The organism is Brevundimonas sp. EAKA, from assembly GCF_000698025.1.
Lineage (GTDB): Bacteria > Pseudomonadota > Alphaproteobacteria > Caulobacterales > Caulobacteraceae > Brevundimonas > Brevundimonas mediterranea_A.
This window is the reverse complement of the sequence record NZ_JMQR01000051.1, coordinates 1-22,180: the sequence shown is the minus strand read 5'-3', so window position 1 is coordinate 22,180 and position 22,180 is coordinate 1. Positions and strand designations below refer to the sequence as shown.

The window sequence follows — 22,180 nt, the reverse complement described above, 5'->3', positions numbered from 1 at the left end:
GGGTTCAGCAGGCGTCTCGGCGGAAGGAGCGGCGTCCGGCGATTCGATCTTGGGCTCGGGCGTCGGTGTCTTGGCGCGCGGTGGGCGGGGCTTGGCCGAGGTGGGTCGACCGGGTTTGCGCGGGGTCTTTGCGACCGGGGCGTCCTCAAGCGCCATGGGCCCGGGCGTCTTGGCCGCCGCGGGTTTGGACGCCGCCGACTTGGACACCGCTGACTTGGACGCGCCGGGCTTGGCCTTCCGGGCGTCGCCCTTTGGAGCGGGCTGGGACGTCGGAGTCTTGTTCTTCGGAGCTTGGGCCATGAATTTCCTTCGCCTTCCTGGGTTCGGAGGACTGGTTCGACGCCTCGCCCTTCCGCACGAAGCGATGATGGCATAAGACCGACCCCGACATGAACGCGCACTTTCGAAAAAGAACGGGGCTGACGGCTTCGTTGCTCTGCCTGGCGACGCTGTCGGCGTCTCTGGGGGCCTGTGCGCGCGCGTTTGCGCCGAGCACCGATCCGACGTCGCCGATCGCGCCGCGCGTTCAGGCCCTGGTCGACGCCAATCGCCATTATCCCAGTTGGGAGAACTTCCCCGCCGCGCCGGTCGACCTGCCGCAGGCGGCCCAGGTCGCGGCCCGGGTCCAGGCTCTGGAAGGCCAGGGCGGGGCCTTGGGCGGCGAGGTGGCGCGGATCGACTGGACGCTGGGCGACGCCGAAACCCTGGCCGCCGAGACCCGCGCTCAGGTCGGAGCCGTTCCCGTGTCGCCGGATGCGGCCCGCACCGAGGCCGAGATCGACGCCTTCGCCCAGAGCCTGCGGGATCGCGCCAAGGCCCCGCCGCCGATTGATCGGCGTCCGATTGAATGAGCTTGTCGCCGGGGCTCGAGAATCCCCGGATAATGCGACGATGGCGGACGACGGCGGCTTCAAGATCGATAACGCATTTCTGGGTGTGACCCAGTCCCTGTCCGGTCGGGCCTGGCGTCAGCGCCCGGCCGAGGCCGCGACCATCCGCGCCCACATGCAGGGTCTGGGCCTGGAGGAGCCGCTGGCGCGGGCTCTCGCCTCGCGCGGCGTGCGGGCCGACCAGGGCGCCGACTTCCTGACCCCGACCCTGCGCGCCCTGTTTCCCGATCCGTCCAGCTTCATGGACATGGACGCCGCCGCCGAGGCCTTGCTGGATGCGTTCCAGGCCAAGTCTCAGGTTCACATCTTCGCCGACTATGATGTGGACGGCGCCTCCAGCGCGGCCCTGTTGGTGCGCTGGTTCCGGGCCATGGGGGCGGACCTGCCCATCTATGTTCCTGACCGGCTGACCGAGGGCTATGGCCCCAGCGCCAAGGCCTTCGACACCCTGAAGGCGGCCGGCGCCGACCTGGTGGTGACGGTCGATTGCGGCGCGGCGGCGAACGAGGCCCTGGCCCATGCGGCGGCCATCGACTTGAACGTCGTCGTCATCGACCACCATCTGATGCGCAGCGAACCGCCCAGGGCGCTGGCGGTCGTCAATCCGAATCGGCCGGGCTGCAACTCGGGCCAGGGCAATCTGGCGGCGGCCGGGGTGGTCTTTGTTCTATTGGCCGCCCTGAACCGCGAGGCGCGGCGGCGCGGCCTGTTCGCGGACCGGCCCGAGCCCGATATTCGCCAGTGGCTGGATCTGGCCGCCCTGGGCGCTATCTGCGACGTCACGGCCCTGACCGGGTTCAACCGCGCCCTGACGGGGTTGGGACTGAAGGTCATGAGCGACTGGAAGAACCCGGGCCTGCGCGCCCTGCTGGCCGCCGCCGGCGCCGAACAAGGGCCGGCCAAGAGCAACCACGCCGGCTTTATACTAGGGCCACGCATCAACGCCGGCGGGCGGATCGGCCGATCGGACCTGGGCGCGCGGCTATTGTCGACCGACGATCCTGCAGAGGCCCAGGCCCTGGCGCTGGAGCTGGACGCCCTGAACCTGTCGCGCCGCGAGGTCGAACGCGCCGTGACGGAGGCCGCCGTCCGCCGCGTCGAGGCGACCGGCGCCCACGCCGACGAGACGGCCCTGGTCGTCGTGGCGGGCGAGGACTGGCACCCCGGCGTGGTCGGCATCGTCGCCGGGCGCCTGCGCGAACGCTGGCGCAAGCCGGTGATCGTCATCGGGCTGGATCCGGTGACGGGTCTGGGCAAGGGGTCGGGCCGGTCGCAGCCGGGCATGAACCTGGGCCGCGCCATTCAGGCGGCGTGGGAGGCGGGTATTCTTTTGGCCGGCGGCGGGCACGCCATGGCGGCCGGTCTGACGATGGACGGCGCACGACTGGCTGAACTGACCGACTTCCTGAACGACCGGCTGGCCGGCGAACGGATCGAGGCGGTGGCGATGGATGCGCTGGAGATCGACGCCCTGATCGATCCAGGCGCAGCGACCCGGGCCCTGTTCGAATCCTTCGAGCAACTGGCCCCCTTCGGCCCCTCCAACCCCGAGCCGGTCTTCGCCCTGAACGGGGTTCAGGCGCGCGAACCGGTGCAGATGAACGGCGGCCATGTCCGCTGTCGCCTGGTCGGGCCGGACGGCGCCTCGGTGCGGGCCGTGGCTTGGCGATGCGCCGATCTGCCGACCGGCCAGGCGCTGCTGAGCGGGCAGGGCGGGCTGAATGTCGTCGGCCGTCTGAAGGCGGACGACTGGAACGGCCGTCGCGGCGTGCAGTTCGAGATCGAGGACGTCGCCGATCCGCGCAGGGTTTGAGCGGCGCGGGCACGCCCTGGACCGTCGCAAAAAACTCGAAATCCGCGCTTGCACCCGTCCGAGGGCGCGGCTATATCGCCGGCTCTCCCGCGCAGCGGTCCCTTCGTCTATCGGTTAGGACGTCAGGTTTTCAACCTGAAAAGAGGGGTTCGACTCCCCTAGGGACTGCCACGCGGGATGAATACGGGCCGTGCCGATAGGCCGCCCGAGCGGCGGTCGCCTCTTCATTTGAGTCCTGCACCAACCCCGTCGTCGCCATGGGCGAAAACCATCACGGGTGGTGTCATTCGTGCGACACAACTGGAAGCTTTCCGCCAGAAGGTGCAAGTTTCGGGCGCCTTTCCCCCATTTTGACCTTTCCAAAGATTCGCGGAACAGTGTTAAACGTAATCGTGTCCGTAAGAGGAGCGGACGGGGGTTTGATAATTTGTCTGACTACGATGAGATGGAGACGGCGGAGACCGTTCGTGTCGTCGGGCGCGTGAAGTGGTTCGATCCGGCGAAGGGCTATGGCTTCATCGTGCCGGATGACCCGACGTTGACCGAGCTACGGGATGTTCTTCTGCACATCAGCAGTCTGCGCGACACCGGCCGCGAAACGGCAGATGAAGGCGCGCCTATTGTCTGCGATTGTGTTCGGCGATCCAAAGGCTGGCAGGCCGTCGAGATCCATGACCTGGGAGCGGGCGAGGCGAGCGTCATCGTGCGTCGTTCGGCGCCCATGGCCGAGGCTATCGCGACGTCGCCCGAAATCGATGCGGTCCTGGAGCCGGCCGTGGTCAAATGGTTCAATCGGACCAAGGGCTATGGATTCGTGGTGCGTGATCGCGAACCGGGCGATATCTTCGTCCACATCGAAACCCTGCGGCGCTGCGGCCTGGACGATCTGGTGCCAGGCGACACGGTGCAGGTGCGATTCGCCAGCGGTCCCAAGGGGCTGGTGGTGGCTGAAATCAGACCGGGCGGCTGATCGGTCGCTCCAGGAGGGGCGCATGATCGACGCGACGAGACGTTTTGTTGTGGCCGGCCTGATGGCGCTCGCCGTCGCCGGATGCGCCGCCAAAGCGCCGGCCGGGCCGAATGGCGAGCCCCTGCAGAAGCTGGCCGTGGTGACGGCGTCCGGCGAGCACCCGTTCTGGGTCGAAATCGCCGACGAAGAGCCTGAACGTCAGCGGGGCCTGATGTTCCGCCCGCCGCTGGGCGATGATCGCGGCATGCTGTTCCAGTGGCCCGGAGAGGCGCCACGGGAACAGAGCTTCTGGATGCGCAACACGCCCAGTTCTCTGGACATCCTTTATATCGATCCGAAAGGGCGGATCGTCTCGATCGCCTCCCACGCCACGCCCTTTTCCGAGGTTCCGATACCGTCGAACGGGGCCGCGAACGGCGTGCTGGAGCTTCGCGCGGGTCGCGCGGCCGAGATCGGCGCCAAGCCCGGCGACAGGATTTTGCATCCTTATTTCAAGCCTTGATTGCGGATCGCGCGACGAAGTGCCAATAGAGCGCTCCGTTCGGTCCGGGGTGTAGCGCAGCCTGGTAGCGCATCTGGTTTGGGACCAGAGGGTCGGAGGTTCGAATCCTCTCGCCCCGACCAATGGACGGCCGCTGGATTCCGTGTCCCGCGCGCGTTATGGCAGGTCCTCTGGACCTGCCGATCACTAGGGATTTCGCCATGCTCGCCCGCATCTACCGCCCAGCCAAGACCGCTATGCAGTCCGGCAAGGCCAAGAGCCGCGACTGGCGTCTGGAGTTTGAACCGGCCTCGGCCCGCAGCCTTGATCCGCTGATGGGCTGGACCAGTTCGTCGGACATGAACGGTCAGGTGCGTCTCGCCTTTGATTCGAAGGAAGAAGCCGTCGCCTATGCCGAACGCCACGGCATTCCGTTCCGCCTGCACGAGCCGAACGAGGCCCCGACGATCCTGAAGGCCTACGCCGACAATTTCGCCCCCAATCGCAAACAGCCCTGGACGCATTGACGCCCGGCTCGCTGCCGAGCGCCCTTAGCTCAACCGGATAGAGCACCCGCCTTCTAAGCGGACGGTTGCAGGTTCGAGTCCTGCAGGGCGCGCCATTCTCGCGACGGCGCCGCTGAAAGCCACGCCATGACCAATTCAAAATCTCTGAACCCCGGCGAGATTCGCGTCGCCGCCCTGTATCGATTCGCCGCGATCAAGGACGTCGAGGCGGTGCAGGCGCGGCTGCACAGCGTGTGCGAAGCCGGCGCGGTCAAAGGCACGCTGCTGGTTGCGACCGAGGGGCTGAACGGCACGATCGCCGGTCCTGAAGCGGGTATTGAAGCGGTGCTGGCCGACATCCGCGCCATTCCGGGCTTCGCCGATCTGGAGGTCAAATACGCCTGGACCGGCGACATGCCGTTTCTGCGGCTGAAGGTCCGGATCAAGCGCGAGATCGTGACCATGGGCCAGCCGGACCTGGATCCGGCGCGACAGGCCGGAGTCTATGTCGCGCCTGCGGACTGGAACGCCCTGATCGCCGATCCGACCACCCTGGTGATCGACACCCGCAACGACTACGAGGGCGAAATCGGCGCCTTCGAGCGGGCGGTGCAGCCGAACACCCGCAGCTTCCGCGATTTTCCCGACTGGTTCCGCACCGAAGGACGCGCCCTGCTGGATCAGATCAGGCCGCAGCGCGTCGCCATGTACTGCACCGGCGGCATCCGCTGCGAAAAATCGACCGCCTTCCTGAAGGCCGAGGGAGTCGAGAACGTCCACCATCTGGAAGGCGGGATCCTGCGCTATCTGGAAGAGGTCGAACCGGCCGACAGCCTGTGGCGCGGCGACTGTTTCGTCTTCGACGAGCGGGTCTCGGTCGGTCATGGCCTGGTGCAGGGCGATCACACCCTGTGCCGGGGGTGCCGTATGCCCCTGGACGCCGAAGGCCGGGCGTCGGCCCATTTCATCGAGGGCGTCTGCTGCGAACGCTGCCGGGATAGGCGCGACGACGCGCAGAGGCTGCGCTACGCCGAACGTCAGAGACAGATCGAGCTCGCCCGTCTGCGCGGGACGGAACATCTGGGGCGACGCGAAGACGGGTGACCGTCAGGCCCAGGCGCGACGATGAGGGGGAGAAGAGAACCGGTCAGGGCGTCGCCAACGAATGGGCGGTCTTTGCTAAACCCGCCGATTTTCAGGCCAAAACAGCGCTGGCGGCGAGATGTCTGATGCCGACAGTCTTAGCCCCGAGTGGCTCCGCGGGTAGGATTCGAACCTACGACCAGCCGATTAACAGTCGGCTGCTCTACCACTGAGCTACCGCGGAACTGCTCGGGAGGCGGGCCTATAGCAGCGGCCATTCGATTCGTGCAATGGGAAAAACGACGAATGCGCACGATCTCCATCAATGACCCCGATGACGCCCGGATCTCCGGCTTTCGCGATATTCGCGAACGCGACCTGACGGGCCGCGAGGGCCTGTTCGTGGCCGAAGGCGAGGTGGTGGTGCGGGTGCTGGCCTCGACCGCCTCACGATGCCGACCCCGCGCCCTGCTGCTGGCGGAGAAACGGGTCGCGGCCCTGAGCGACGTCATCGCGGCGCTTGCGCCGTCGGTTCCCGTCTATGTCGCCGGCCAGACCGTTCTGGACCGGATCGCCGGATTTCCGCTGCACCGGGGCATCCTGGCCCTGGGTGAGAAGCCCGTCGCGCCGCCGGTCGAGCACCTGTTGGCGGCCGTCGCCGACGAGGATGTGTTCGTGATCGCCAGCGGCATCGGCAATCACGACAATATGGGCGGCGTGTTCCGCAATGCGGCGGCCTTCGGGGCGCGGGCCGTCTTGCTGGACGAGACCTGCTGCGACCCCTTCTATCGCAAGGCTATCCGGGTTTCGGTCGGGGCCGTGCTGAGGAGCCCGTTCACGGTCGGCGGATCGGCCGAGGATCTGGTGGCGGCGATGCAGACGGCGGGGGTGGAGGTGCTGGCCCTGACCCCGTCGGCGACGCTGAGGCTGGCGGACTACCGGCCCCAGGGCCCCGTCGCCCTGATGGTGGGGTCGGAGGGGCCGGGTCTGCCCCGTGTCGTGATTGATCGGTGCCGCGCCGTCGGCGTGCCCATGGCGGGGGGCTTTGATTCGTTGAATGTCGCCGTGACCAGCGCCCTGGCGCTTCATCATGTGACCAGCGGGCGGCCCGCAGGCTGACGCCGGCGTTCACCAGGATTTTAGGTCGTTAAGGTTTTGTACACCTTGCGCGGCGACCGAAACTGTGGCGACCATCGTTCTCGTTGGTGTGGGGGCGCGCAATGAACATTCTGTATTTTCTGAACCGAAACGTCCGGGCGGCGATCTTCATCGCCGCCGGGGTCGCCGGTCTGGGCGCGGCGGGCCTGATCGGCTGGGTGACTGCGCCGATCAGCTGATCGTTCAGGGGGCGATAGAGACGAAAAAGGCGCGGATCCCGGGATCCGCGCCTTTTGTTCGTTTGTCGCGATGGAGGCCTGACCGGGAATCGAACCCGGGTGCAAGGATTTGCAGTCCTCTGCGTCACCACTCCGCCATCAGGCCGCCTTGTCCCCGATTTCTCGGGGGCGGTCATCGCGAGGGGCGTTCGCTATCAGATCGGATTGTCCGCTGCAACGCGCGGAACTATAAGCGCGCAAGATTTCCTCCCTGACTACCGATTGAAGGCTGCCCAAAGATGGATTTCACCGCCGAGCGCAAGGCCATGGTCGACTCGCAGGTCCGCGTGAACGATGTGACCAATCACGAGATCCACATGGCCATGATGGCGGTTCCGCGCGAACGCTACTGTGCGCCGGACCGCATCTTCGCCGCCTATTCGGACGCATCGGTCGAGATTGCGGGCGACCGCAAGCTGATGCCGGCGCGCGACGTCTCCAAGCTGTTGCAGGCCGCCGATGCGCGGGAAGGGGAGAAGGCCCTGGCCATCGCTGCTCCCTATGCCGCTGCGGTGCTGGCGCGCATGGGTCTGACGGTCACGGCGCAAGAGTCTGACGCGGCCGTTTTCGAGGTCGTGGGCGAGGCCCTGGCGGAGGACGGGGTGACGACGGCGGTCGCGCCTCTGGATGCGCCGGTGGGCGAGGGCTGGGACCTGATCGTCTGCGAAGGCGGCGTGGCGGCCTTGCCGGAAGCCTGGGGGCAGGCCCTGCGGACCGGCGGCCGCCTGGTGGTGGTCGAGCGGCGCGGCGCCATCGGCAAGGCCGCCCTCTATGTTAAGGGCCGCGAAGGCCTGTCGCGTCGCGAACTGTTCGATTCATCCCCGGCCCTTCTCGCGGAACTGACGCCGGCGCCTACATTCGCATTCTGACGTAGTCGGCAGCGCTCGCGGGAAGCGTGAAAAAAACTTAACTGGCGTCAGGTCGACTGAGGCCGCAGTTACGCTTGATGACATTCGGGCGCTCCTCGGGGGCGTCAGGCAAGGACGGACAATGTTGAAACGCTCGCGTGTGCTGGCTTCGGCCGCTGTGGTGGCTCTGGTGACAGGGCTTGGCGCGCCCGCCTGGGCCGAGACGCTGCAGGAAGCGATCGCCCTGGCCTATCAGACCAATCCCAGCCTGCTGGCCCAGCGGGCGAATCAGCGCGCGCTGGACGAAACCGTGGTCCAGGCGCGATCGGGCCTGCGCCCGGCGCTGAGCGCCTCGGCCGGGGTCGATTACGCCCGCAACGATTTCCCGACCGTCACCCAGTTCGTCGACACGAACAACGACGGCGTGCCGGACACCCAGGTGTCCAGTTCATCGTCCGAGAGCGACGGCGCCACCGTGGGCGTCAGCCTGTCGCAGAACATCTGGACCGCCGGCCGCACCACCCTGGCCATCGACCAGGCCCGGGCCGGCGTGATGGCGGGGCGTGAGAACCTGCGCGAGATCGAACAGTCGGTCATGCTGTCGGTCATCCAGGCCTATGTGAACGTCACCCGCGACATGGAAATCCTGCGCATCCGCCAGGAAAACCTCGCCGTGCTGCAACGCCAGCTGGAAGAGACTAGCGCCCGATTCGAGGTCGGCGAGATCACCCGGACCGACGTGGCCCAGGCCGAGGCCTCCTTGGCCCAGTCCGAAGCCGATCTGGCCAACGCCCAGGCCCAGCTGTCGACCACCCGCGCCGCCTATGCCGCCGTCGTGGGCCAGTCGCCCAGCGACCTTGAGGCGGCCCCGGTCCTGCCGACCGTTCCGAACGATTTCGACGCCGCCATGGAAGTCGCCCTGGCGCGTAATCCGGGCGTGCTTTCGGCGACCTATTCCTTGCAGGCGGCTGAGGCCGCCGTCGCCGCCGCGCGGGCCGAATATCTGCCTTCCGTTCGCGCCACCGCCTCCTACGGCGGCACGGCGAACGATCTGGGCAATCTGAGTGAACTGGCCGACCGCCGCAGCTTCACCGCCGGCGCCACGCTGTCGGTGCCGCTGTTCACCGGCGGCCTGAACCGGTCGCGCGTCGCCCAGGCCCTGGAACGGGCCAACGCCGCCCAGATCGCCGTCGAGGGCGAGCGCCGCACTGTGCTGCAGAACGTCAGCTCGGCCTATGCCCAGGTCCTGTCGACCCGGTCGAACGTCGCCGCCGGCGAAGAGGCCGTGCGCGCCGCCTCGGTGGCCGCCGAGGGCGTGCGGCAGGAGGCGCAGGTCGGCCTGCGCACCACGCTGGACGTGCTGAACCAGGAAGTGACCCTGCGGGCGTCGCAGACCTCGTTGGCCGCCGCCCGCGCCGCCGAATATGTGGCCCGCGCCTCGCTGCTGTCGGCGATGGGCCAGCTCGAAGGGCCGAACCTGAACGCCAATCTGGACGTCTATGACGCCAAGACCAACTATGACCGCGTCCGCAATCGCGGCGGCCTGCCCTGGGACGGCGTGATCGAGGCCCTGGACCGGGTCGCCTCGCCGCCGGTCGTCGACGCCGACGACGCACGGGATGCGCCGATCGACGCTCAACTCAAGGGCGATGTGATCCGCACTGCGCCTGGCGCATGACGTCTGCCTGACGAACGAGGGGCAAAACGCCCGTTGATTCCGGCGGGCGTTGATGCGACGACAATATCCTGGGGTCGAGAAGGCTTGGTCTTCCGGTCCCGGACCCGTGCATGGCGTTTGGGGGCGACCTCCACGCCCCCAGTTTCATTCCAGGCCTCTCCCAGGGTTAAGTCATGACCGATCAGTCCGCCCCGGAACCCACCATGGAGGAGATCCTGGCGTCGATTCGCCGGATCATCTCCGAAGACGACGCGCCCGCCGAGACGCCGCCGGCTGCGGCCGCGCCCGAACCGGCTCCTGCGCCGGAGCCAGCGCCCGAACCGACGCCGGAGCCTGAGCCCGAGCCTGCGGCGGCCGAGAGTATTTTCGCCGCGCCCGCCGAGCCGGAGCCGCAACCGGAACCCGAAGTCGCCGATGACGATGTCCTCGAGCTGACCGAACTCTATGAAGCGCCCGCATCGGAAACCATCGGCGATCTGGACATCGTCGAGGCCGCGCCCGAGCCGGTCGTTTCCGCGCCCGAGCCGGCCGAAACGCCCGCCCCGGCCTATGATGCGCTGGTCGGCGAAAGCGCCGCCGCCAGCGCCGCTTCGGCTTTCGCCGGTCTGGCCGCCTCGTTCAAGAAACCTGAGCCTGCTGCGGCCTCTTCGACGGAAATGCCCTTCGTCAGCGGCAACACCGTCGAGGCCATGGTCGCCGAGATGTTGCGTCCGATGCTGAAGGACTGGTTGGACAACAACCTGCCCGCCATCGTCGAGGCGGCGGTGCAGAGGGAAGTCGAACGCATCGCGCGCAGCGCCTAGCCCTTCGCTTCACCGCAGACTAATCGAGGGGCGGCTCCTGCAGGGGCCGCCCTTTGTCATTCCAGGCCGCCGTTCGGCCGCACGACAACGATCAAAGAAGTCCCATGCTCGAGAAGACCTTCGAACCCCAGGCCGCCGAACCCCGCCTGTACGCCCAGTGGGAAGAGAGCGGCCTGTTCGCGCCCCGCAGGGAAGGGGCCGAAGGCGCCTATTCGATCGTCATTCCGCCGCCGAACGTGACGGGCAGCCTGCACATCGGCCATGCCCTGAACAACACCCTTCAGGACATCCTGGCCCGCTATCACCGGATGAAGGGCAAGGCGGTGCTGTGGCTGCCGGGTACGGACCACGCCGGTATCGCGACCCAGATGGTGGTCGAGCGTCAGCTGGCGGCGGCGGGGAACGTCGGGCGGCGCGACATGGGCCGCGAGGCCTTCATCGACAAGGTCTGGGAATGGAAGGCAGAAAGCGGCGGGACCATCGTGCGCCAGCTGCGTCGCCTGGGCGCGTCCTGCGACTGGTCGCGAGAGCGGTTCACCCTGGACGAGGGGCTGAACGCCGCCGTCCGCAAGGTCTTCGTGCAACTGCACAAGGAAGGTCTGATCTATCGCGACAAGCGGCTGGTGAACTGGGACCCGCATTTCCAGACCGCCATCTCGGACCTGGAGGTCGAGCAGCGCGAGGTGGACGGCGCCTATTGGCATTTCGCCTATCCGCTGGCGGACGGCGTGACCTACGAACACCCGGTCGCCTTTGACGACGAGGGCAAGGCGACCGAGTTCGAGACGCGCGACTTCATCGTGGTCGCCACGACGCGGCCTGAAACGATGCTGGGCGACACCGGCGTGGCCGTGCATCCCGAGGATGAGCGGTATGCGGGCTTGGTCGGCAAGTTCGTGACCCTGCCCATCGTGGGACGCCGCATCCCGATTGTCGCCGACGACTACGCCGATCCGACCAAGGGCTCGGGCGCGGTGAAGATCACGCCGGCGCATGACTTCAACGACTTCGGCGTGGGCAAGCGGGCGGGCCTGCCGTCGCTGAACATCCTCGACGCCTTCGGCCGCATCACCGACGTGGATACGCCGGACGTGCCGTCGGAATACGTCGGCGTCGACCGCTTCGCCGCGCGCAAGGCCATCGTCGCCCGGGCCGAGGAAGAGGGCTGGCTGCGCGAGATCGAGAAGACCAAGCACGTCGTGCCGCACGGCGATCGCTCCGGCGTGGTTATCGAGCCCTGGCTGACGGACCAGTGGTACGTCGACGCCAAGGTCCTGGCCCAACCCGCGCTGAAGGCGGTGGAGCAGGGCGACACGGTGTTCGAGCCGAAGTCGTACGAGAAAATCTATTTCGAATGGCTGCGCAACATCGAACCCTGGTGCATCAGCCGCCAGCTGTGGTGGGGGCATCGCATCCCGGCCTGGTACGGACCGGGCGGCGAGATCTATGTCGCCGAGACGGAAGAGGACGCCCGCGAACTGGCGATGGCGGACTATGATTCCGAGGTCGCCCTGACCCAGGACGAAGACGTACTCGACACCTGGTTCAGCTCCGCCCTGTGGCCGTTCTCGACCATGGGCTGGCCCGAGAAGACCGAGGATCTGGAGCGGTTCTATCCGACCAGCGACCTGGTCACGGCGGCGGACATCATCTTCTTCTGGGTCGCCCGGATGATGATGATGGGCCTGCACTTCATGGACGAGGTCCCATTCAAACGGGTCATCATCAACGGCCTGGTCCGCGACGAGAAGGGCCAGAAGATGAGCAAGTCCAAGGGGAACGTCATCGATCCCCTGGGCATCATCGACGAGCTGGGCGCCGATCCGCTGCGGTTCACCATGGCCATCCTGTCGGGCACGCGCGACATCAAACTGTCGAAGCAGCGGATCGAAGGATACCGCAACTTCGGCACCAAGCTGTGGAACGCCGCCCGATTCAGCCAGATGAACGAGGCGCGGCGCGTCGAGGGCTTCGATCCCGCGACGGTCGAACAGACGATCAACCGCTGGATTCGCGGCGAACTGACCAAGGCCGAGCGGGCCGTGTCCGAGGCCATCGAGGGCGGGCGGTTCGATGATGCGGCGGGCGCGCTGTATCGGTTCGTCTGGAACGTCTTCTGCGACTGGTATCTGGAATTGGCCAAGCCGGTCTTCAACGGCGCCGACGAGGCCGCCAAGGCCGAGACTCGGGCCATGACCGCCTGGACCCTGGACCAGACGCTGAAGCTGCTGCACCCGGTCATGCCCTTCATCACCGAGGAGCTGTGGGCTGAACTGGGCAAGGAGGGGCCGGCTAGGGAAGGCCTGCTGATCGGCGCCGAATGGCCGGTGCTGCCGGACGGCTTTATCGACGTCTCGGCCGAGGCCGAGATCGGCTGGCTGGTCGATCTGGTCGGGGAAATCCGGGGCCTGCGGGCCGAGATGAATGTGCCGCCGGCGGCCAAGCCGCCTCTGGCTTTCGTTGCGCCGGACGCCGTCACGGGCGAGCGGATCGCGCGCCATCGCGACCTGATCCTGACCCTGGGCCGAGTGTCCGAGGTCGGATCGGCGGACGCTGCGCCGACCGGGGCCGTGACCTTCGTCTCGGGCGGATCGACGGTCGCGCTTTCGCTGACGGGCATCATTGATCTGACGGCCGAACGGGCGCGGCTGGAGAAGGAGATCGCCGTCTTCGAAAGCGATATCGGCCATGTGAACAAGAAGCTGGGCAATCCCAACTTCGTGTCGCGCGCCGCGCCGGACGTGGTCGATGAACAGCGGGCCAAACTGGCCGAGGCCGAGGCGGGCAAGGTCAAGCTACAGGCGGCGCTGGCGCGGCTGAGCGAGATCGGATGAGGCTGGACCAGCTTCTCGTCACGCGCGGCCTGGCGGAAAGCCGGGCCAGGGCGAAGGCGGCCATCGAGGCCGGCGGCGTGACCGTGGACGGCGCGCCGGCCAAGTCCGGCTCCCAGACCGTCGGCGCGAACGCCGAGATCGGCTATGCCGACGCCCACCGCTGGGTCGGGCGCGGGGCGTTGAAGCTGGATCACGCCCTGACCGTCTGGCCGGTGGCGGTCGACGGACGGGTGGTGCTGGATGTCGGAGCGTCGACCGGCGGCTTCACCGAGGTCTGTCTGGATCGCGGGGCGGCCAGGGTGTTCGCGGTCGATGTCGGCTTCGGCCAGATGCACGAGCGGGTGGCGGCCGATCCGCGGGTGGTCAGCCTTGAGCGGACCGATGCGCGCGACCTGACGCCGGATCTGATCCCGGAGCGGCCTTCGCTGATCGTGTGCGACGCCAGCTTCATCAGCCTGATCAAGGTCCTGCCGGTTGCGCTCGATCTGGCGGCCGATGAGGCGGACCTGATCACCCTGGTCAAGCCGCAGTTCGAGGCTGACGGGCCCGGCGGGGTCGGCAAGAAGGGGGTGGTCAAGGATCCCGTGGCCCATGCCTCCGCCGTGGCGCGCGTCGCCGACTGGCTGGAGGCCCTGGGTTGGGCGGTGCAGGCGACGACCGAGAGCCCCATCACCGGCGGAGACGGCAATATCGAATTCCTGCTGTGGGCCAGGCGGGTCTGAGCCGGCAATCCCTCCACCACGCTTCGCGCGATCCCCCTCCCTACAAGTGGGGAGGAGACGGGCTCAAGCAGGCCGAAGGCCGATAGCCCCCTTAAAAATAAGAAGCCGCCGGAGGATTTCTCCTCCGGCGGCTTCCGTCACGTCGTCGATCGACAGGGGGGCTGAAAATTAATCGACGACGCGATAGCGGCCGTACTGGTCGGGGCAGGTGCGGACGTAACGGGTGTCCGTGCGACCATCGGGCAGACGGATCTGGCTTTCGGCCAGACGGCATCCATCTGAATTCTGATAGGAATCGACCGGGCGCGACCGGTCGTCGTAGTAGCCGCGATCCTGGACATAGTCGCCGCGACGGTCATAATCGTCGTAGCGATAGCCCTGATCGCCGCTGTAGCGGTCGTCGTAATAGCTCGGCTGGCTGTAGCCGTTCTGGGCATAGCCGTTCTGGTTGTAGTAGCCCTGCTGACCGTAGCTGCTCTGGTACGAGCGGCAGGCGTCGGAGCTGGAGCGGCCGACCTGAGACCCGATCACGGCGCCCAGAACCCCGCCCAGGATGCTGCCCTCGGTACGGCGGCCGCGCGCGGCCAGCTGCGAACCGATGACCGCGCCAGCGCCGCCGCCGACGACGGCTCCGGCGCCCGTGCGGCCCTGACGCTCACGGGCGCAGGGGTCGTATTGCCGTTGCTGGTAGCCATTGCCGTAGGCGTAAGAGGGAGCGTAGGCGCCCGTGCCGTAGTTCTGGCTGTAGCCGTAACTCTGGGCCGAGGCGGCCATGGGCGCGGCGACGGCGCCGAGGGTGAAGGCCGCGACGGCGGCGAGGGACTTGGTGGAAAGACGCATCTTCAACCCCTTATGGTCGGACGTTCAGTGACGAGGGCTGAACGGGTGGACCGGCTGTCTGTTGCATTGGGGTTTAAGGGAGTGAAGCTGAACGGCTTTTGAGCGATCCGTTCATTTTCGTTCATGTTTGTCGGCCTACCGCGCTTGGCGCTACTTGAGGCCGTGTTCGTTGGCCGTGGCTTGGCGCGGAGGGGCGTCGCGGCTAGAAGCCCGGCGATGCAGACCTTTACGATCAGCCGCGTCGGCGGACAGGGCGACGGCGTCGCCGAGACGCCGCAGGGGCCGGTCTTCGCCGGCCTGACCCTTCCGGGGGAGACGGTGCGGGGCGAGGTTGTGGACGGGCGGCTGGAGCAGGTCGAGATCGTGACCCCCAGTCCGGACCGGATCGCGCCGGTGTCGCCCCAGTACGGCGACTGCGGCGGGTGTTCGCTGCAACACTGGGCGGACAAGCCTTATCTGGAGTGGAAGCGCGAGCAGGTGCGGCTGGCCCTGGCGCGCGAGGGAATCGAGACCGAGGTCGAGGCGACGGTGGCGAGCCCGGCCGGGACGCGGCGGCGCGCAGCCCTGCACGCACGCCGGACCCAGGACGGCCGGGTGGTGCTGGGCTTCAAGGCGCGGCGGTCGTGGCGGCTGGTCGAGGTGCGGGAATGCCCGGTGGCCGATCCCCGGATCATCCGCGCCATGCCGGCCCTGACCGAGGTGGCGGCGGCCTTTCTGGAGCATCCCAAGTCGGCGCCGACCCTGCACGTGACCTGGACCCTGTCGGGGCTGGACGTGGATGTGACGGGGGTCGAGCGGCGCTCGGGCGGCGGGCTGTCGGCCGACGCCCAGATGCGGGCCATAGCGGCAGCGCACCGGGCCGATCTGGCGCGACTGAGCCTGGCGGGCGACACCCTGGTGATGGCGCGCCAGCCGAAGATCGGCTTCGGTCCCGCGACCGTGCCCCTGCCGGCGGGGGGCTTCCTGCAGGCCGTGCCCCAGGCCGAGGCGGCCATGGTCGAGCGGGCCGTGGCGGCGGTGAAGGGGGCCAGGAAGATCGCCGACTTGTTCTGCGGCGCCGGGACCTTCACCTTCCCGCTGGCGACCGTCGCGCCGGTGATCGCGGCCGACGCGTCCAAGGCGGGGATCGAGGCGCTGAAGGCGGGCGTGGGCTCAGCCAAGGGGATGAAGGCGATTACGGCCGAGGCGCGCGACCTGTTCCGGCGGCCCCTGACCCCCTATGACCTGAAGGGCTGCGACGCCATCGTGTTCGACCCGCCGCGTGCAGGGGCCATCGACCAGACGGCCCAGATCGCCGGGACCAAGGCCGGGGTGGTGGTCGGGGTGTCGTGCAATCCGCAGACTTTCGCCCGCGACGCACGGGTGCTGATCGACGCCGGCTTCCGGTTGGAGCGGGTCACGCCGGTGGACCAGTTCCTGTGGTCGGCCCATGTCGAACTGGTCAGTGTTTTCAAGCGGTAGGCCGTGAATATGGACGACGATCTGCAGGACGGGCTTGAAGACGACGGCGGCGGGTTCGACGCTGACGACTGGAGCCGGCTGAAGCCCTTCGTCGGGGCGGTGGCGACGCTGGACGACGTCCAGGCGCGCCGGGCTGTCTTCGCCCTGGGCGAGACCGACGATCCACGCCCCATCGCCATGGACCTGCCCCAGCCGGTGATCTGGTGGGAGGAGGACGGCGAACAGGCGGCGGTCGCGGTCCAGGCCGAGAGCCATCTGGGGCCGGACGGCGAGGAGATGGAGATCCTGGGCCTGATCCTGCCGGACGGGGAGGGGGCGGTGGCCCTGATGGAGGACGTCGATCTGGTCGACGACACGGACCCGACCTGGCGCGATCTGGTGACGCGGGCCGTCGATCCGTCGGCGGCGGACGCCGATTAACCGAACAGCTCCAGCTGCGGCTGGGCGTCGGCGGGGACGCGGAACTGGGTTTCGTCCAGCAGTCGCAGCGGCGTATCCAGGCCGTAGCGTTTGACGGCGGCCTTGAAGCGGGCGCCGATCAGTTCGGCGACGGGGCCGGTCCCCTTCATCCGCTGGGACCAGTCGGCGTCATAGTCCTTGCCCCCGCGCGTCTGGCGGATCAGCGACATGACGCGGGCGGCGCGATCGGGGCGGGCGTCGGCCAGCCATTCGCGAAACAGATCCTTGATCTCGAGCGGCAGGCGCAGGGTGACATACATGGCCCGCGTCGCTCCCGCCTTGGCCGCCGCCTCAAGCACGGATTCCAGTTCGTGGTCGTTCAGGCCGGGAATGACCGGGGCGAAGCCGACGCCGACGGGACAGCCCGCGTCGGCGAGCCGGCTGATCGCCTCCAGCCGTTTGGCCGGGGTCGAGGCGCGGGGTTCCATGGCGCGGGCCAGGCCCCGGTCCAGGGTGGTGATGGAGATGAAGGCCGAGGCCAGGCCGGCCTGGCCCATCGGCCCCAGAATGTCGGCGTCGCGCGCGATCAGCACCGACTTGGTGATGATGCTGAACGGGTGATTGAACCGGCGCATGACCTCGAGGATCGAGCGGGTCGATTTCAGATCACGTTCGACCGGCTGATAGGGGTCGGTGTTGCCGCCTATGTGGATGCGCTTGCACCGGTATCGGGGGGCGAGGAAGGCCTGTTCCAGCAGACGTGCGCCCTCGGGCTTGAAGAAGATCCGGCTCTCGAAATCCAGGCCCGGGGATAGGCCCATCCAGGCATGGGACGGACGGGCGTAGCAGTAGATACAGCCATGTTCGCAACCCTTGTACGGGTTGATGGAGCGGTCGAAGCCGATGTCGGGACTGTCGTTCCGGGCGATGATGGTGCGGGCGTGTTCGGGCGTGAGGGTGGTGCGCAGCGGCGCGGCCTGGGCGTCGTCGTTCGTCCAGCCATCGTCGAACGACTCATGCTGTTCGGGCTCGTAACGGCCTGTGGCATTCGAACGCGCGCCTCTTCCCTTGGCGGATTTCATGAGACGGAGGATGGATCAGAAAAGAGAACAGAGCAAGAACATTTGTTCTGCATGTCGTTCGCAACAAGCCAAACATAAGACACAGTTTCAGTTGCTGTATGGATATGGCGCCGCTAATGGCGAACCTTAGTCGAGGAGTTTCGCATGACAATCAGACATCTGGCGGCCCTGTCCCTTCTGACCCTGCTGGCCGCCTGCAACCGTCCGGGCGAGGCGCCGGTCACGGCGCCTGCCGCCGAGGCCGAAGCCGCCGTGGCGCTGAAGGCGCCCGCCGGCGTCTATGCGCTGGATCCGACCCATGCGACGCTGCAATGGTCGGTGCTGCACAACACCATCTCGAACTACACCGCCCGTTTCGACAAGCTTGAGGCGACGCTGACGCTGGATCCGGCCAATCTCGGGAACTCCCGGATCACGGCGACCATCGATCCGACCTCGGTCGACGCCGCCTATCCCGCCGACTACGAGGCCTCGCACGCGGGAACCGGTTTCCACAGCTGGAACGACGACATGGCGAATAACGCCAAGTTCCTGAACGCCAAGGCCTTCCCGACGATCAAATTCGTCTCGACCTCGGTCGAACCGACCGGGGCGCGCACGGCCAAGGTGACGGGCGACCTGACCTTCCTGGGCCAGACCCGTCCGGTGACGCTGGACGCGACCTTCAACGGCGAGATCGAACGGCATCCGTTCGCCCAGGTCCCGGCCGTCGGTTTCGCCGCCGAGGGGCGTTTCAAGCGCAGCGACTTCGGCATGGCCGTGGGCCCGGTCGGCGACGAGGTGACCATCCGTTTCGACGGCGAGTTCATCCAGCAGGCCGCCCCGGCCGCGCCGGCGAACTGATCGTCCGCACCGAGACCACCGAAACGGCGGCGGAGGCAGGCTCCGCCGCCGTGCTCATTTTTCGCCTGATCGAAGACCGCTCATGACCGCCGCCCATCGCTATTCCGCCGTCGCCGTCACCCTGCACTGGGTAATCGCCGTCTGCATCCTGTCGATGATTCCGATGGGGTGGTGGATGACTGCGGCCATCGAACAGCCCGACAGCCAGGCCCTGGCCTATCGGGTGTTTCAGATCCACAAGTCGATCGGTTTCCTGATCCTGGCCCTGACCGTGGTGCGGATCGTCTGGCGGCTGACGCACCGGGGGCCGGCCCTGCCGCGCGGGATGAAGCGGTGGGAGGCCTTCGCCGCCCACACGACCCATGTGGCCTTTTACACCCTGATGCTGGCCCTGCCGCTGACGGGGTGGCTGTATGTCTCGGCCGGCTGGGCCGTGTCGCAGGACCGGGCGCTGGAGGTGGCGACCAGCTGGTTCGGCCTGTTTCCCATCCCGCACCTGCCGGGCGTGGCCGAACTGGCGGCGGGCGTGAAACGGGCCCTGGCGTTCCAGGCCATGGGGGCGCATGCGGCGATGGCCTGGGGCGCGGTCATCCTGGTCGCCCTGCATGTCGGGGCGGCGCTGAAGCATCAGCTCGTGGATCGCGACGGCGTGCTGTCGCACATGGTCCCGTTTCTCAAGCCTGGCCTGAAGGCGGGACACGAGCCGTCGGTTTCGGCGCCGTCCTCCCCCTGGGTCGAGCGGGGCGTGGGCGTGGCCCTGATCGCCGTCGTAGCCGTTGCGGGCGCGGTGGCGGCGCGGCCCTACGCCATGCCCGGTCTGGAGATGACCCGGACGGAGGCGCCCGCTCCGGTCTCGGCGCCGGCGTCAGGCCCGGTCTCGGCGGAGGCGCCGGTCACGCCGGGGACGGCCGCCGGCTGGACCATCGACTCCGCCGCCTCGAGCATCGCCTTCTGCGGAACCCATGCGGGCGCGGCCTTCAAGGGGCGGTTCGAACGCTGGGAGGGCCAGGTCTGGTTCGATCCGACGGATCTGGCGGGATCCAAGGCCGTCATCACGGTGCAGACGGCGTCGGCCCGGACCGGCGACCCGACGCAGGAGGGCTCGCTGCAAGGCGCCGAATGGTTCGATCCGAGCCGGTATCCGACCGCCCGGTTCGAGACCACGGGCTTCCGCGCCCTGGGCGGCGACCGCTATGAGGCGACGGGCAGGCTGCGGGTCAGGACGACCACCGTGCCGGTCGTCCTGCCATTCACTTTCCGAGAAGCCGGCGGCGTCGCCGCGGTGGACGGCCGGCTGGAGCTGGACCGCACGGCGCTGGACATGGGCATGGAGTCGGACGCGACCGGGGACTGGGTGTCGAAGATGATCGGCGTCCAGATCAAGGTCACGGCGCGACGGGCGGAGTAGGGCGCCGAATGCGCCGCCGCTTGCCCTGAGGGAAGTCAGGCCTTAGGGGTCCGCGCCTTGATCAATGATTCAGGGAGCGGTCGATGACCCTCGCACTTCTGTTTCCGGGACAGGGCAGCCAGGCCGTCGGCATGGGCGCGCAACTGGCCGACGCCTTCGCCTCCGCCCGCGACGTCTTCGCCGAGGTGGACGAGGCTCTGGGTCAGAAGCTGTCGGTGCTGATGCGCGAAGGCCCCGAGGACCAGCTGACCCTGACCGAGAACGCTCAGCCCGCCCTGATGGCGGTCTCCGTGGCGGCGATCCGGGCGCTGAAGGTCGAGTTCGGCTTCGACGTCGCGACGGCGGCCTATGTGGCCGGTCACTCGCTGGGCGAATATTCGGCCCTGGCGGCGGCGGGGGCGATCTCGCTGTCGGACACGGCGCGGCTGCTGAAGCTGCGCGGCCAGGCCATGCAGCGCGCGGTTCCGGTGGGGCAGGGGGCCATGGCCTCGCTGATCGGACCCAAGACCGACCTGGCCCTGGCCGAGGCCGCGGCGGCGGCGGGCGCCGAACTGGGCGTCTGCGTGGTCGCCAATGACAACAACGCCGGGAACATCGTCATCTCGGGCGAGAAGGCGGCCGTGGACCGGGCCATCGAGAAGGCCAAGGAACTGGGGGCGCGGGCGATTCCGCTGAACGTCTCGGCGCCCTTCCACTGCCCGCTGATGCAGCCGGCGGCGGACGAGATGGCGCAGGCCCTGGCGTCGGCGACCATCTTGGCGCCGGTCGTGCCCGTGGTGGCCAATGTGCTGGCGCGGCCGGAAAGCGATCCTGAGGTCATCCGCCGCCTGCTGGTGGAGCAGGTGACCGGCCGTGTGCGCTGGCGCGAGAGCATGGAGTGGATGGCGACCCCAGATTCGCAAGACGGGGGCGGCGTGACGCGCTTCGTCGAGATCGGCTCGGGCAAGGTGCTGACCGGCATGGCCAAGCGGATTGCGCCGGACGCAGAATGCCTGCCGCTGAACACGCCGGAAGAGTTGGAAGCCTTCGCGAAGGCTCTGTAATTTCGCCGCTCATCCCGGCGAAAGCCGGGACCCAGATCTTTGGGCGATGAGCGTTTGGGTTTGCGCAGGAACGGTGATCCCGGCCATCCTGCGCGTGAAAGCACTGGGTCCCGGCTTTCGCCGGGATGAGCGGAGGATTTGAATGTTCAATCTTGCAGGCAAGACCGCGCTGGTGACCGGCGCGACGGGCGGGATCGGCGGGGCGGTGGCGCGGGCGCTGCACGCCCAGGGCGCGACCGTGGTGCTGTCGGGCACGCGCGAGGCGGTGCTGGCGGACCTGGCCAAGGAACTGGGCGAACGAGCGCATTTCGCCACGGCGAACCTGTCGGACCCCGAGTCGGTCGACAATCTGGTGAACGCGGCCGAGACGGCGGCGGGCTCAGCCCTGGACATCCTGGTGGCCAATGCGGGCATCACCAAGGACGGCCTGCTGATGCGGATGAAGGACGAGGACTTCCAGTCGGTCATCCAGATCAATCTGGAGAGCTATTTCCGCCTGACCCGCGCGGCGGTGAAGGGGATGATGAAGCGGCGTTCGGGCCGAATCATCGGCGTGACCTCGGTCGTGGGCGTCACCGGAAATCCGGGCCAGACCAACTATTCCGCGTCCAAGGCCGGGATGATCGGGTTTTCCAAGTCGCTGGCCCAAGAGGTCGGGTCGCGCGGCATTACGGTCAACTGCATCGCGCCGGGCTTCATCGCCTCGCCGATGACCGATGTGCTGAACGAGCAGCAGCGTGAGACCATTCTGGCCCGGATTCCGGCTGGTCGGCTGGGCACCGGCGACGAGATCGCGGCCGCCGCCGTCTATCTTTCGTCGAACGAAGCGGCCTATGTCACGGGCCAGACCCTGCATGTGAACGGCGGCATGGCGATGATCTGATCGCGATCACGAAATTCAACAGACTATTTCTTGCCCGAAAGCCTGTGCTAAAGGGCAGAACGCAACGGCGGTTCGGGCTTTCGGGCTTGCGTCGCCCTCGCTGCCGTGGGGCGGCGGTTTACAAGCTAGCACGCCCCCCGCCGCGGTTTCAAACAAGCAGAGAGAACACCATTTCCGACACCGGCCCTTATTCACAACTGCCGCTGCCGACCAACCA

Annotated in this window: 20 protein-coding genes, 5 tRNA genes and 1 pseudogene; 21 read left to right on the top strand and 5 right to left on the bottom strand. The window is 67.7% G+C overall.

Translation table 11 applies throughout. The annotated features are described in order from the left end of the window. Positions 1 to 300: pseudogene (locus tag ER13_RS17955) on the bottom strand (class I poly(R)-hydroxyalkanoic acid synthase); the annotation flags it as partial. Between the two features lie 89 nt (positions 301 to 389). On the opposite strand from ER13_RS17955, the gene ER13_RS09225 reads away from it, so the two are divergent. The 9 genes from ER13_RS09225 (at position 390) to ER13_RS09185 (ending at position 5,764) form a co-directional block, all read left to right on the top strand. Continuing rightward, the gene (locus ER13_RS09225) at positions 390 to 851 is read left to right on the top strand and encodes a hypothetical protein (protein WP_035308638.1); all 462 of its coding nucleotides are present in this window, start codon (positions 390 to 392) and stop codon (positions 849 to 851) included. Positions 852 to 891: 40 nt separating this feature from the next. Further along, the gene (gene recJ / locus ER13_RS09220; protein WP_035308637.1) at positions 892 to 2,703 is read left to right on the top strand and encodes a single-stranded-DNA-specific exonuclease RecJ; all 1,812 of its coding nucleotides are present in this window, start codon (positions 892 to 894) and stop codon (positions 2,701 to 2,703) included. 96 nt (positions 2,704 to 2,799) lie between these two features. Continuing rightward, positions 2,800 to 2,874, top strand: a tRNA-Glu gene (locus tag ER13_RS09215). A 274-nt stretch (positions 2,875 to 3,148) separates the two neighbouring features. Further along, positions 3,149 to 3,673: a cold-shock protein gene (locus ER13_RS09210; protein ID WP_008264262.1), complete on the top strand. Its 525-nt coding sequence runs from the start codon at positions 3,149 to 3,151 to the stop codon at positions 3,671 to 3,673. Positions 3,674 to 3,695: 22 nt separating this feature from the next. Next, the gene (locus tag ER13_RS09205) at positions 3,696 to 4,175 is read left to right on the top strand and encodes a DUF192 domain-containing protein (protein ID WP_008262859.1); all 480 of its coding nucleotides are present in this window, start codon (positions 3,696 to 3,698) and stop codon (positions 4,173 to 4,175) included. Positions 4,176 to 4,220: 45 nt separating this feature from the next. Then, positions 4,221 to 4,297 (top strand) — tRNA-Pro (locus ER13_RS09200). A gap of 78 nt (positions 4,298 to 4,375) precedes the next feature. After that, positions 4,376 to 4,681 carry an ETC complex I subunit gene (locus tag ER13_RS09195; RefSeq protein WP_035308636.1) on the top strand — a complete coding sequence of 102 codons (306 nt, stop codon included), beginning with the start codon at positions 4,376 to 4,378 and terminating at the stop codon, positions 4,679 to 4,681. 18 nt (positions 4,682 to 4,699) lie between these two features. Then, positions 4,700 to 4,776: transfer RNA gene (locus ER13_RS09190), tRNA-Arg, on the top strand. 31 nt (positions 4,777 to 4,807) lie between these two features. Next, positions 4,808 to 5,764 carry a rhodanese-related sulfurtransferase gene (locus ER13_RS09185; protein ID WP_052005014.1) on the top strand — a complete coding sequence of 319 codons (957 nt, stop codon included), beginning with the start codon at positions 4,808 to 4,810 and terminating at the stop codon, positions 5,762 to 5,764. A 148-nt stretch (positions 5,765 to 5,912) separates the two neighbouring features. Here ER13_RS09185 and ER13_RS09180 read toward each other — a convergent pair. Then, positions 5,913 to 5,987: transfer RNA gene (locus ER13_RS09180), tRNA-Asn, on the bottom strand. A gap of 62 nt (positions 5,988 to 6,049) precedes the next feature. Here ER13_RS09180 and ER13_RS09175 point away from each other — a divergent pair. Then, on the top strand, positions 6,050 to 6,862 hold the full coding sequence (locus tag ER13_RS09175; protein WP_035308626.1) for an RNA methyltransferase: 813 nt from the start codon (positions 6,050 to 6,052) through the stop codon (positions 6,860 to 6,862). 289 nt (positions 6,863 to 7,151) lie between these two features. Here the strand turns inward: ER13_RS09175 and ER13_RS09170 are convergent. Further along, positions 7,152 to 7,225, bottom strand: a tRNA-Cys gene (locus ER13_RS09170). A 133-nt stretch (positions 7,226 to 7,358) separates the two neighbouring features. Here ER13_RS09170 and ER13_RS09165 point away from each other — a divergent pair. From ER13_RS09165 to ER13_RS09145, 5 genes are all read left to right on the top strand, one after another. Continuing rightward, positions 7,359 to 7,988: a protein-L-isoaspartate O-methyltransferase gene (locus ER13_RS09165; RefSeq protein WP_035308624.1), complete on the top strand. Its 630-nt coding sequence runs from the start codon at positions 7,359 to 7,361 to the stop codon at positions 7,986 to 7,988. 121 nt (positions 7,989 to 8,109) lie between these two features. After that, positions 8,110 to 9,645 (top strand): TolC family outer membrane protein, encoded by a 1,536-nt coding sequence (locus ER13_RS09160; RefSeq protein ID WP_035308623.1) that lies wholly within the window; start codon positions 8,110 to 8,112, stop codon positions 9,643 to 9,645. 173 nt (positions 9,646 to 9,818) lie between these two features. After that, positions 9,819 to 10,448, top strand: a complete 630-nt coding sequence (locus tag ER13_RS09155) for a DUF2497 domain-containing protein (RefSeq protein ID WP_035308622.1) — start codon at positions 9,819 to 9,821, stop codon at positions 10,446 to 10,448. 104 nt (positions 10,449 to 10,552) lie between these two features. Further along, on the top strand, positions 10,553 to 13,282 hold the full coding sequence (locus tag ER13_RS09150) for a valine--tRNA ligase (RefSeq protein WP_035308619.1): 2,730 nt from the start codon (positions 10,553 to 10,555) through the stop codon (positions 13,280 to 13,282). Then, positions 13,279 to 14,004, top strand: coding sequence for a TlyA family RNA methyltransferase (locus ER13_RS09145; protein ID WP_035308618.1), 726 nt, complete (start codon positions 13,279 to 13,281; stop codon positions 14,002 to 14,004). The genes ER13_RS09150 and ER13_RS09145 overlap by 4 nt, the downstream gene beginning before the upstream one ends. Before the next feature lie 168 nt (positions 14,005 to 14,172). Here the strand turns inward: ER13_RS09145 and ER13_RS09140 are convergent, their stop codons facing one another. Continuing rightward, positions 14,173 to 14,844: a glycine zipper 2TM domain-containing protein gene (locus ER13_RS09140; RefSeq protein WP_008262332.1), complete on the bottom strand. Its 672-nt coding sequence runs from the start codon at positions 14,842 to 14,844 to the stop codon at positions 14,173 to 14,175. 216 nt (positions 14,845 to 15,060) lie between these two features. Here ER13_RS09140 and ER13_RS09135 point away from each other — a divergent pair, with 216 nt between their 5' ends. Together ER13_RS09135 and ER13_RS09130 are read left to right on the top strand one after the other, a co-directional pair. Then, positions 15,061 to 16,305, top strand: a complete 1,245-nt coding sequence (locus ER13_RS09135) for a class I SAM-dependent RNA methyltransferase (protein WP_035308616.1) — start codon at positions 15,061 to 15,063, stop codon at positions 16,303 to 16,305. Positions 16,306 to 16,314: 9 nt separating this feature from the next. Further along, a complete protein-coding gene (locus tag ER13_RS09130; RefSeq protein ID WP_035308614.1) occupies positions 16,315 to 16,725 on the top strand; it encodes a hypothetical protein in 411 nt (136 codons plus the stop codon). Here ER13_RS09130 and ER13_RS09125 read toward each other — a convergent pair. Further along, positions 16,722 to 17,786, bottom strand: a complete 1,065-nt coding sequence (locus tag ER13_RS09125) for a PA0069 family radical SAM protein (protein WP_035308612.1) — start codon at positions 17,784 to 17,786, stop codon at positions 16,722 to 16,724. The genes ER13_RS09130 and ER13_RS09125 overlap by 4 nt on opposite strands. Positions 17,787 to 17,930: 144 nt before the next feature. On the opposite strand from ER13_RS09125, the gene ER13_RS09120 reads away from it, so the two are divergent. The 4 genes from ER13_RS09120 (at position 17,931) to fabG (ending at position 21,963) form a co-directional block, all read left to right on the top strand. Continuing rightward, positions 17,931 to 18,629: a YceI family protein gene (locus ER13_RS09120; protein ID WP_035308610.1), complete on the top strand. Its 699-nt coding sequence runs from the start codon at positions 17,931 to 17,933 to the stop codon at positions 18,627 to 18,629. 82 nt (positions 18,630 to 18,711) lie between these two features. Next, positions 18,712 to 20,037 carry a cytochrome b/b6 domain-containing protein gene (locus tag ER13_RS09115; protein WP_035308608.1) on the top strand — a complete coding sequence of 442 codons (1,326 nt, stop codon included), beginning with the start codon at positions 18,712 to 18,714 and terminating at the stop codon, positions 20,035 to 20,037. Positions 20,038 to 20,120: 83 nt separating this feature from the next. Continuing rightward, the gene (fabD, locus tag ER13_RS09110) at positions 20,121 to 21,080 is read left to right on the top strand and encodes an ACP S-malonyltransferase (protein ID WP_035308606.1); all 960 of its coding nucleotides are present in this window, start codon (positions 20,121 to 20,123) and stop codon (positions 21,078 to 21,080) included. A gap of 142 nt (positions 21,081 to 21,222) precedes the next feature. Further along, on the top strand, positions 21,223 to 21,963 hold the full coding sequence (gene fabG, locus ER13_RS09105) for a 3-oxoacyl-[acyl-carrier-protein] reductase (RefSeq protein ID WP_035308603.1): 741 nt from the start codon (positions 21,223 to 21,225) through the stop codon (positions 21,961 to 21,963). Positions 21,964 to 22,180: the final 217 nt, after the last annotated feature.

Coding starts and splice junctions, on each gene's coding strand:
- ER13_RS09140 (WP_008262332.1), bottom strand. CDS start 14,844: ATGCGTCTTTCCACCAAGTCCCTCGCCGCCGTCGCGGCCTTCACCCTC.
- ER13_RS09155 (WP_035308622.1), top strand. CDS start 9,819: ATGACCGATCAGTCCGCCCCGGAACCCACCATGGAGGAGATCCTGGCG.
- ER13_RS09145 (WP_035308618.1), top strand. CDS start 13,279: ATGAGGCTGGACCAGCTTCTCGTCACGCGCGGCCTGGCGGAAAGCCGG.
- ER13_RS09195 (WP_035308636.1), top strand. CDS start 4,376: ATGCTCGCCCGCATCTACCGCCCAGCCAAGACCGCTATGCAGTCCGGC.
- recJ (WP_035308637.1), top strand. CDS start 892: ATGGCGGACGACGGCGGCTTCAAGATCGATAACGCATTTCTGGGTGTG.
- ER13_RS09160 (WP_035308623.1), top strand. CDS start 8,110: ATGTTGAAACGCTCGCGTGTGCTGGCTTCGGCCGCTGTGGTGGCTCTG.
- fabG (WP_035308603.1), top strand. CDS start 21,223: ATGTTCAATCTTGCAGGCAAGACCGCGCTGGTGACCGGCGCGACGGGC.
- fabD (WP_035308606.1), top strand. CDS start 20,121: ATGACCCTCGCACTTCTGTTTCCGGGACAGGGCAGCCAGGCCGTCGGC.
- ER13_RS09130 (WP_035308614.1), top strand. CDS start 16,315: ATGGACGACGATCTGCAGGACGGGCTTGAAGACGACGGCGGCGGGTTC.
- ER13_RS09185 (WP_052005014.1), top strand. CDS start 4,808: ATGACCAATTCAAAATCTCTGAACCCCGGCGAGATTCGCGTCGCCGCC.
- ER13_RS09225 (WP_035308638.1), top strand. CDS start 390: ATGAACGCGCACTTTCGAAAAAGAACGGGGCTGACGGCTTCGTTGCTC.
- ER13_RS09115 (WP_035308608.1), top strand. CDS start 18,712: ATGACCGCCGCCCATCGCTATTCCGCCGTCGCCGTCACCCTGCACTGG.
- ER13_RS09210 (WP_008264262.1), top strand. CDS start 3,149: ATGGAGACGGCGGAGACCGTTCGTGTCGTCGGGCGCGTGAAGTGGTTC.
- ER13_RS09150 (WP_035308619.1), top strand. CDS start 10,553: ATGCTCGAGAAGACCTTCGAACCCCAGGCCGCCGAACCCCGCCTGTAC.
- ER13_RS09135 (WP_035308616.1), top strand. CDS start 15,061: ATGCAGACCTTTACGATCAGCCGCGTCGGCGGACAGGGCGACGGCGTC.
- ER13_RS09175 (WP_035308626.1), top strand. CDS start 6,050: ATGCGCACGATCTCCATCAATGACCCCGATGACGCCCGGATCTCCGGC.
- ER13_RS09205 (WP_008262859.1), top strand. CDS start 3,696: ATGATCGACGCGACGAGACGTTTTGTTGTGGCCGGCCTGATGGCGCTC.
- ER13_RS09120 (WP_035308610.1), top strand. CDS start 17,931: ATGACAATCAGACATCTGGCGGCCCTGTCCCTTCTGACCCTGCTGGCC.
- ER13_RS09165 (WP_035308624.1), top strand. CDS start 7,359: ATGGATTTCACCGCCGAGCGCAAGGCCATGGTCGACTCGCAGGTCCGC.
- ER13_RS09125 (WP_035308612.1), bottom strand. CDS start 17,786: ATGAAATCCGCCAAGGGAAGAGGCGCGCGTTCGAATGCCACAGGCCGT.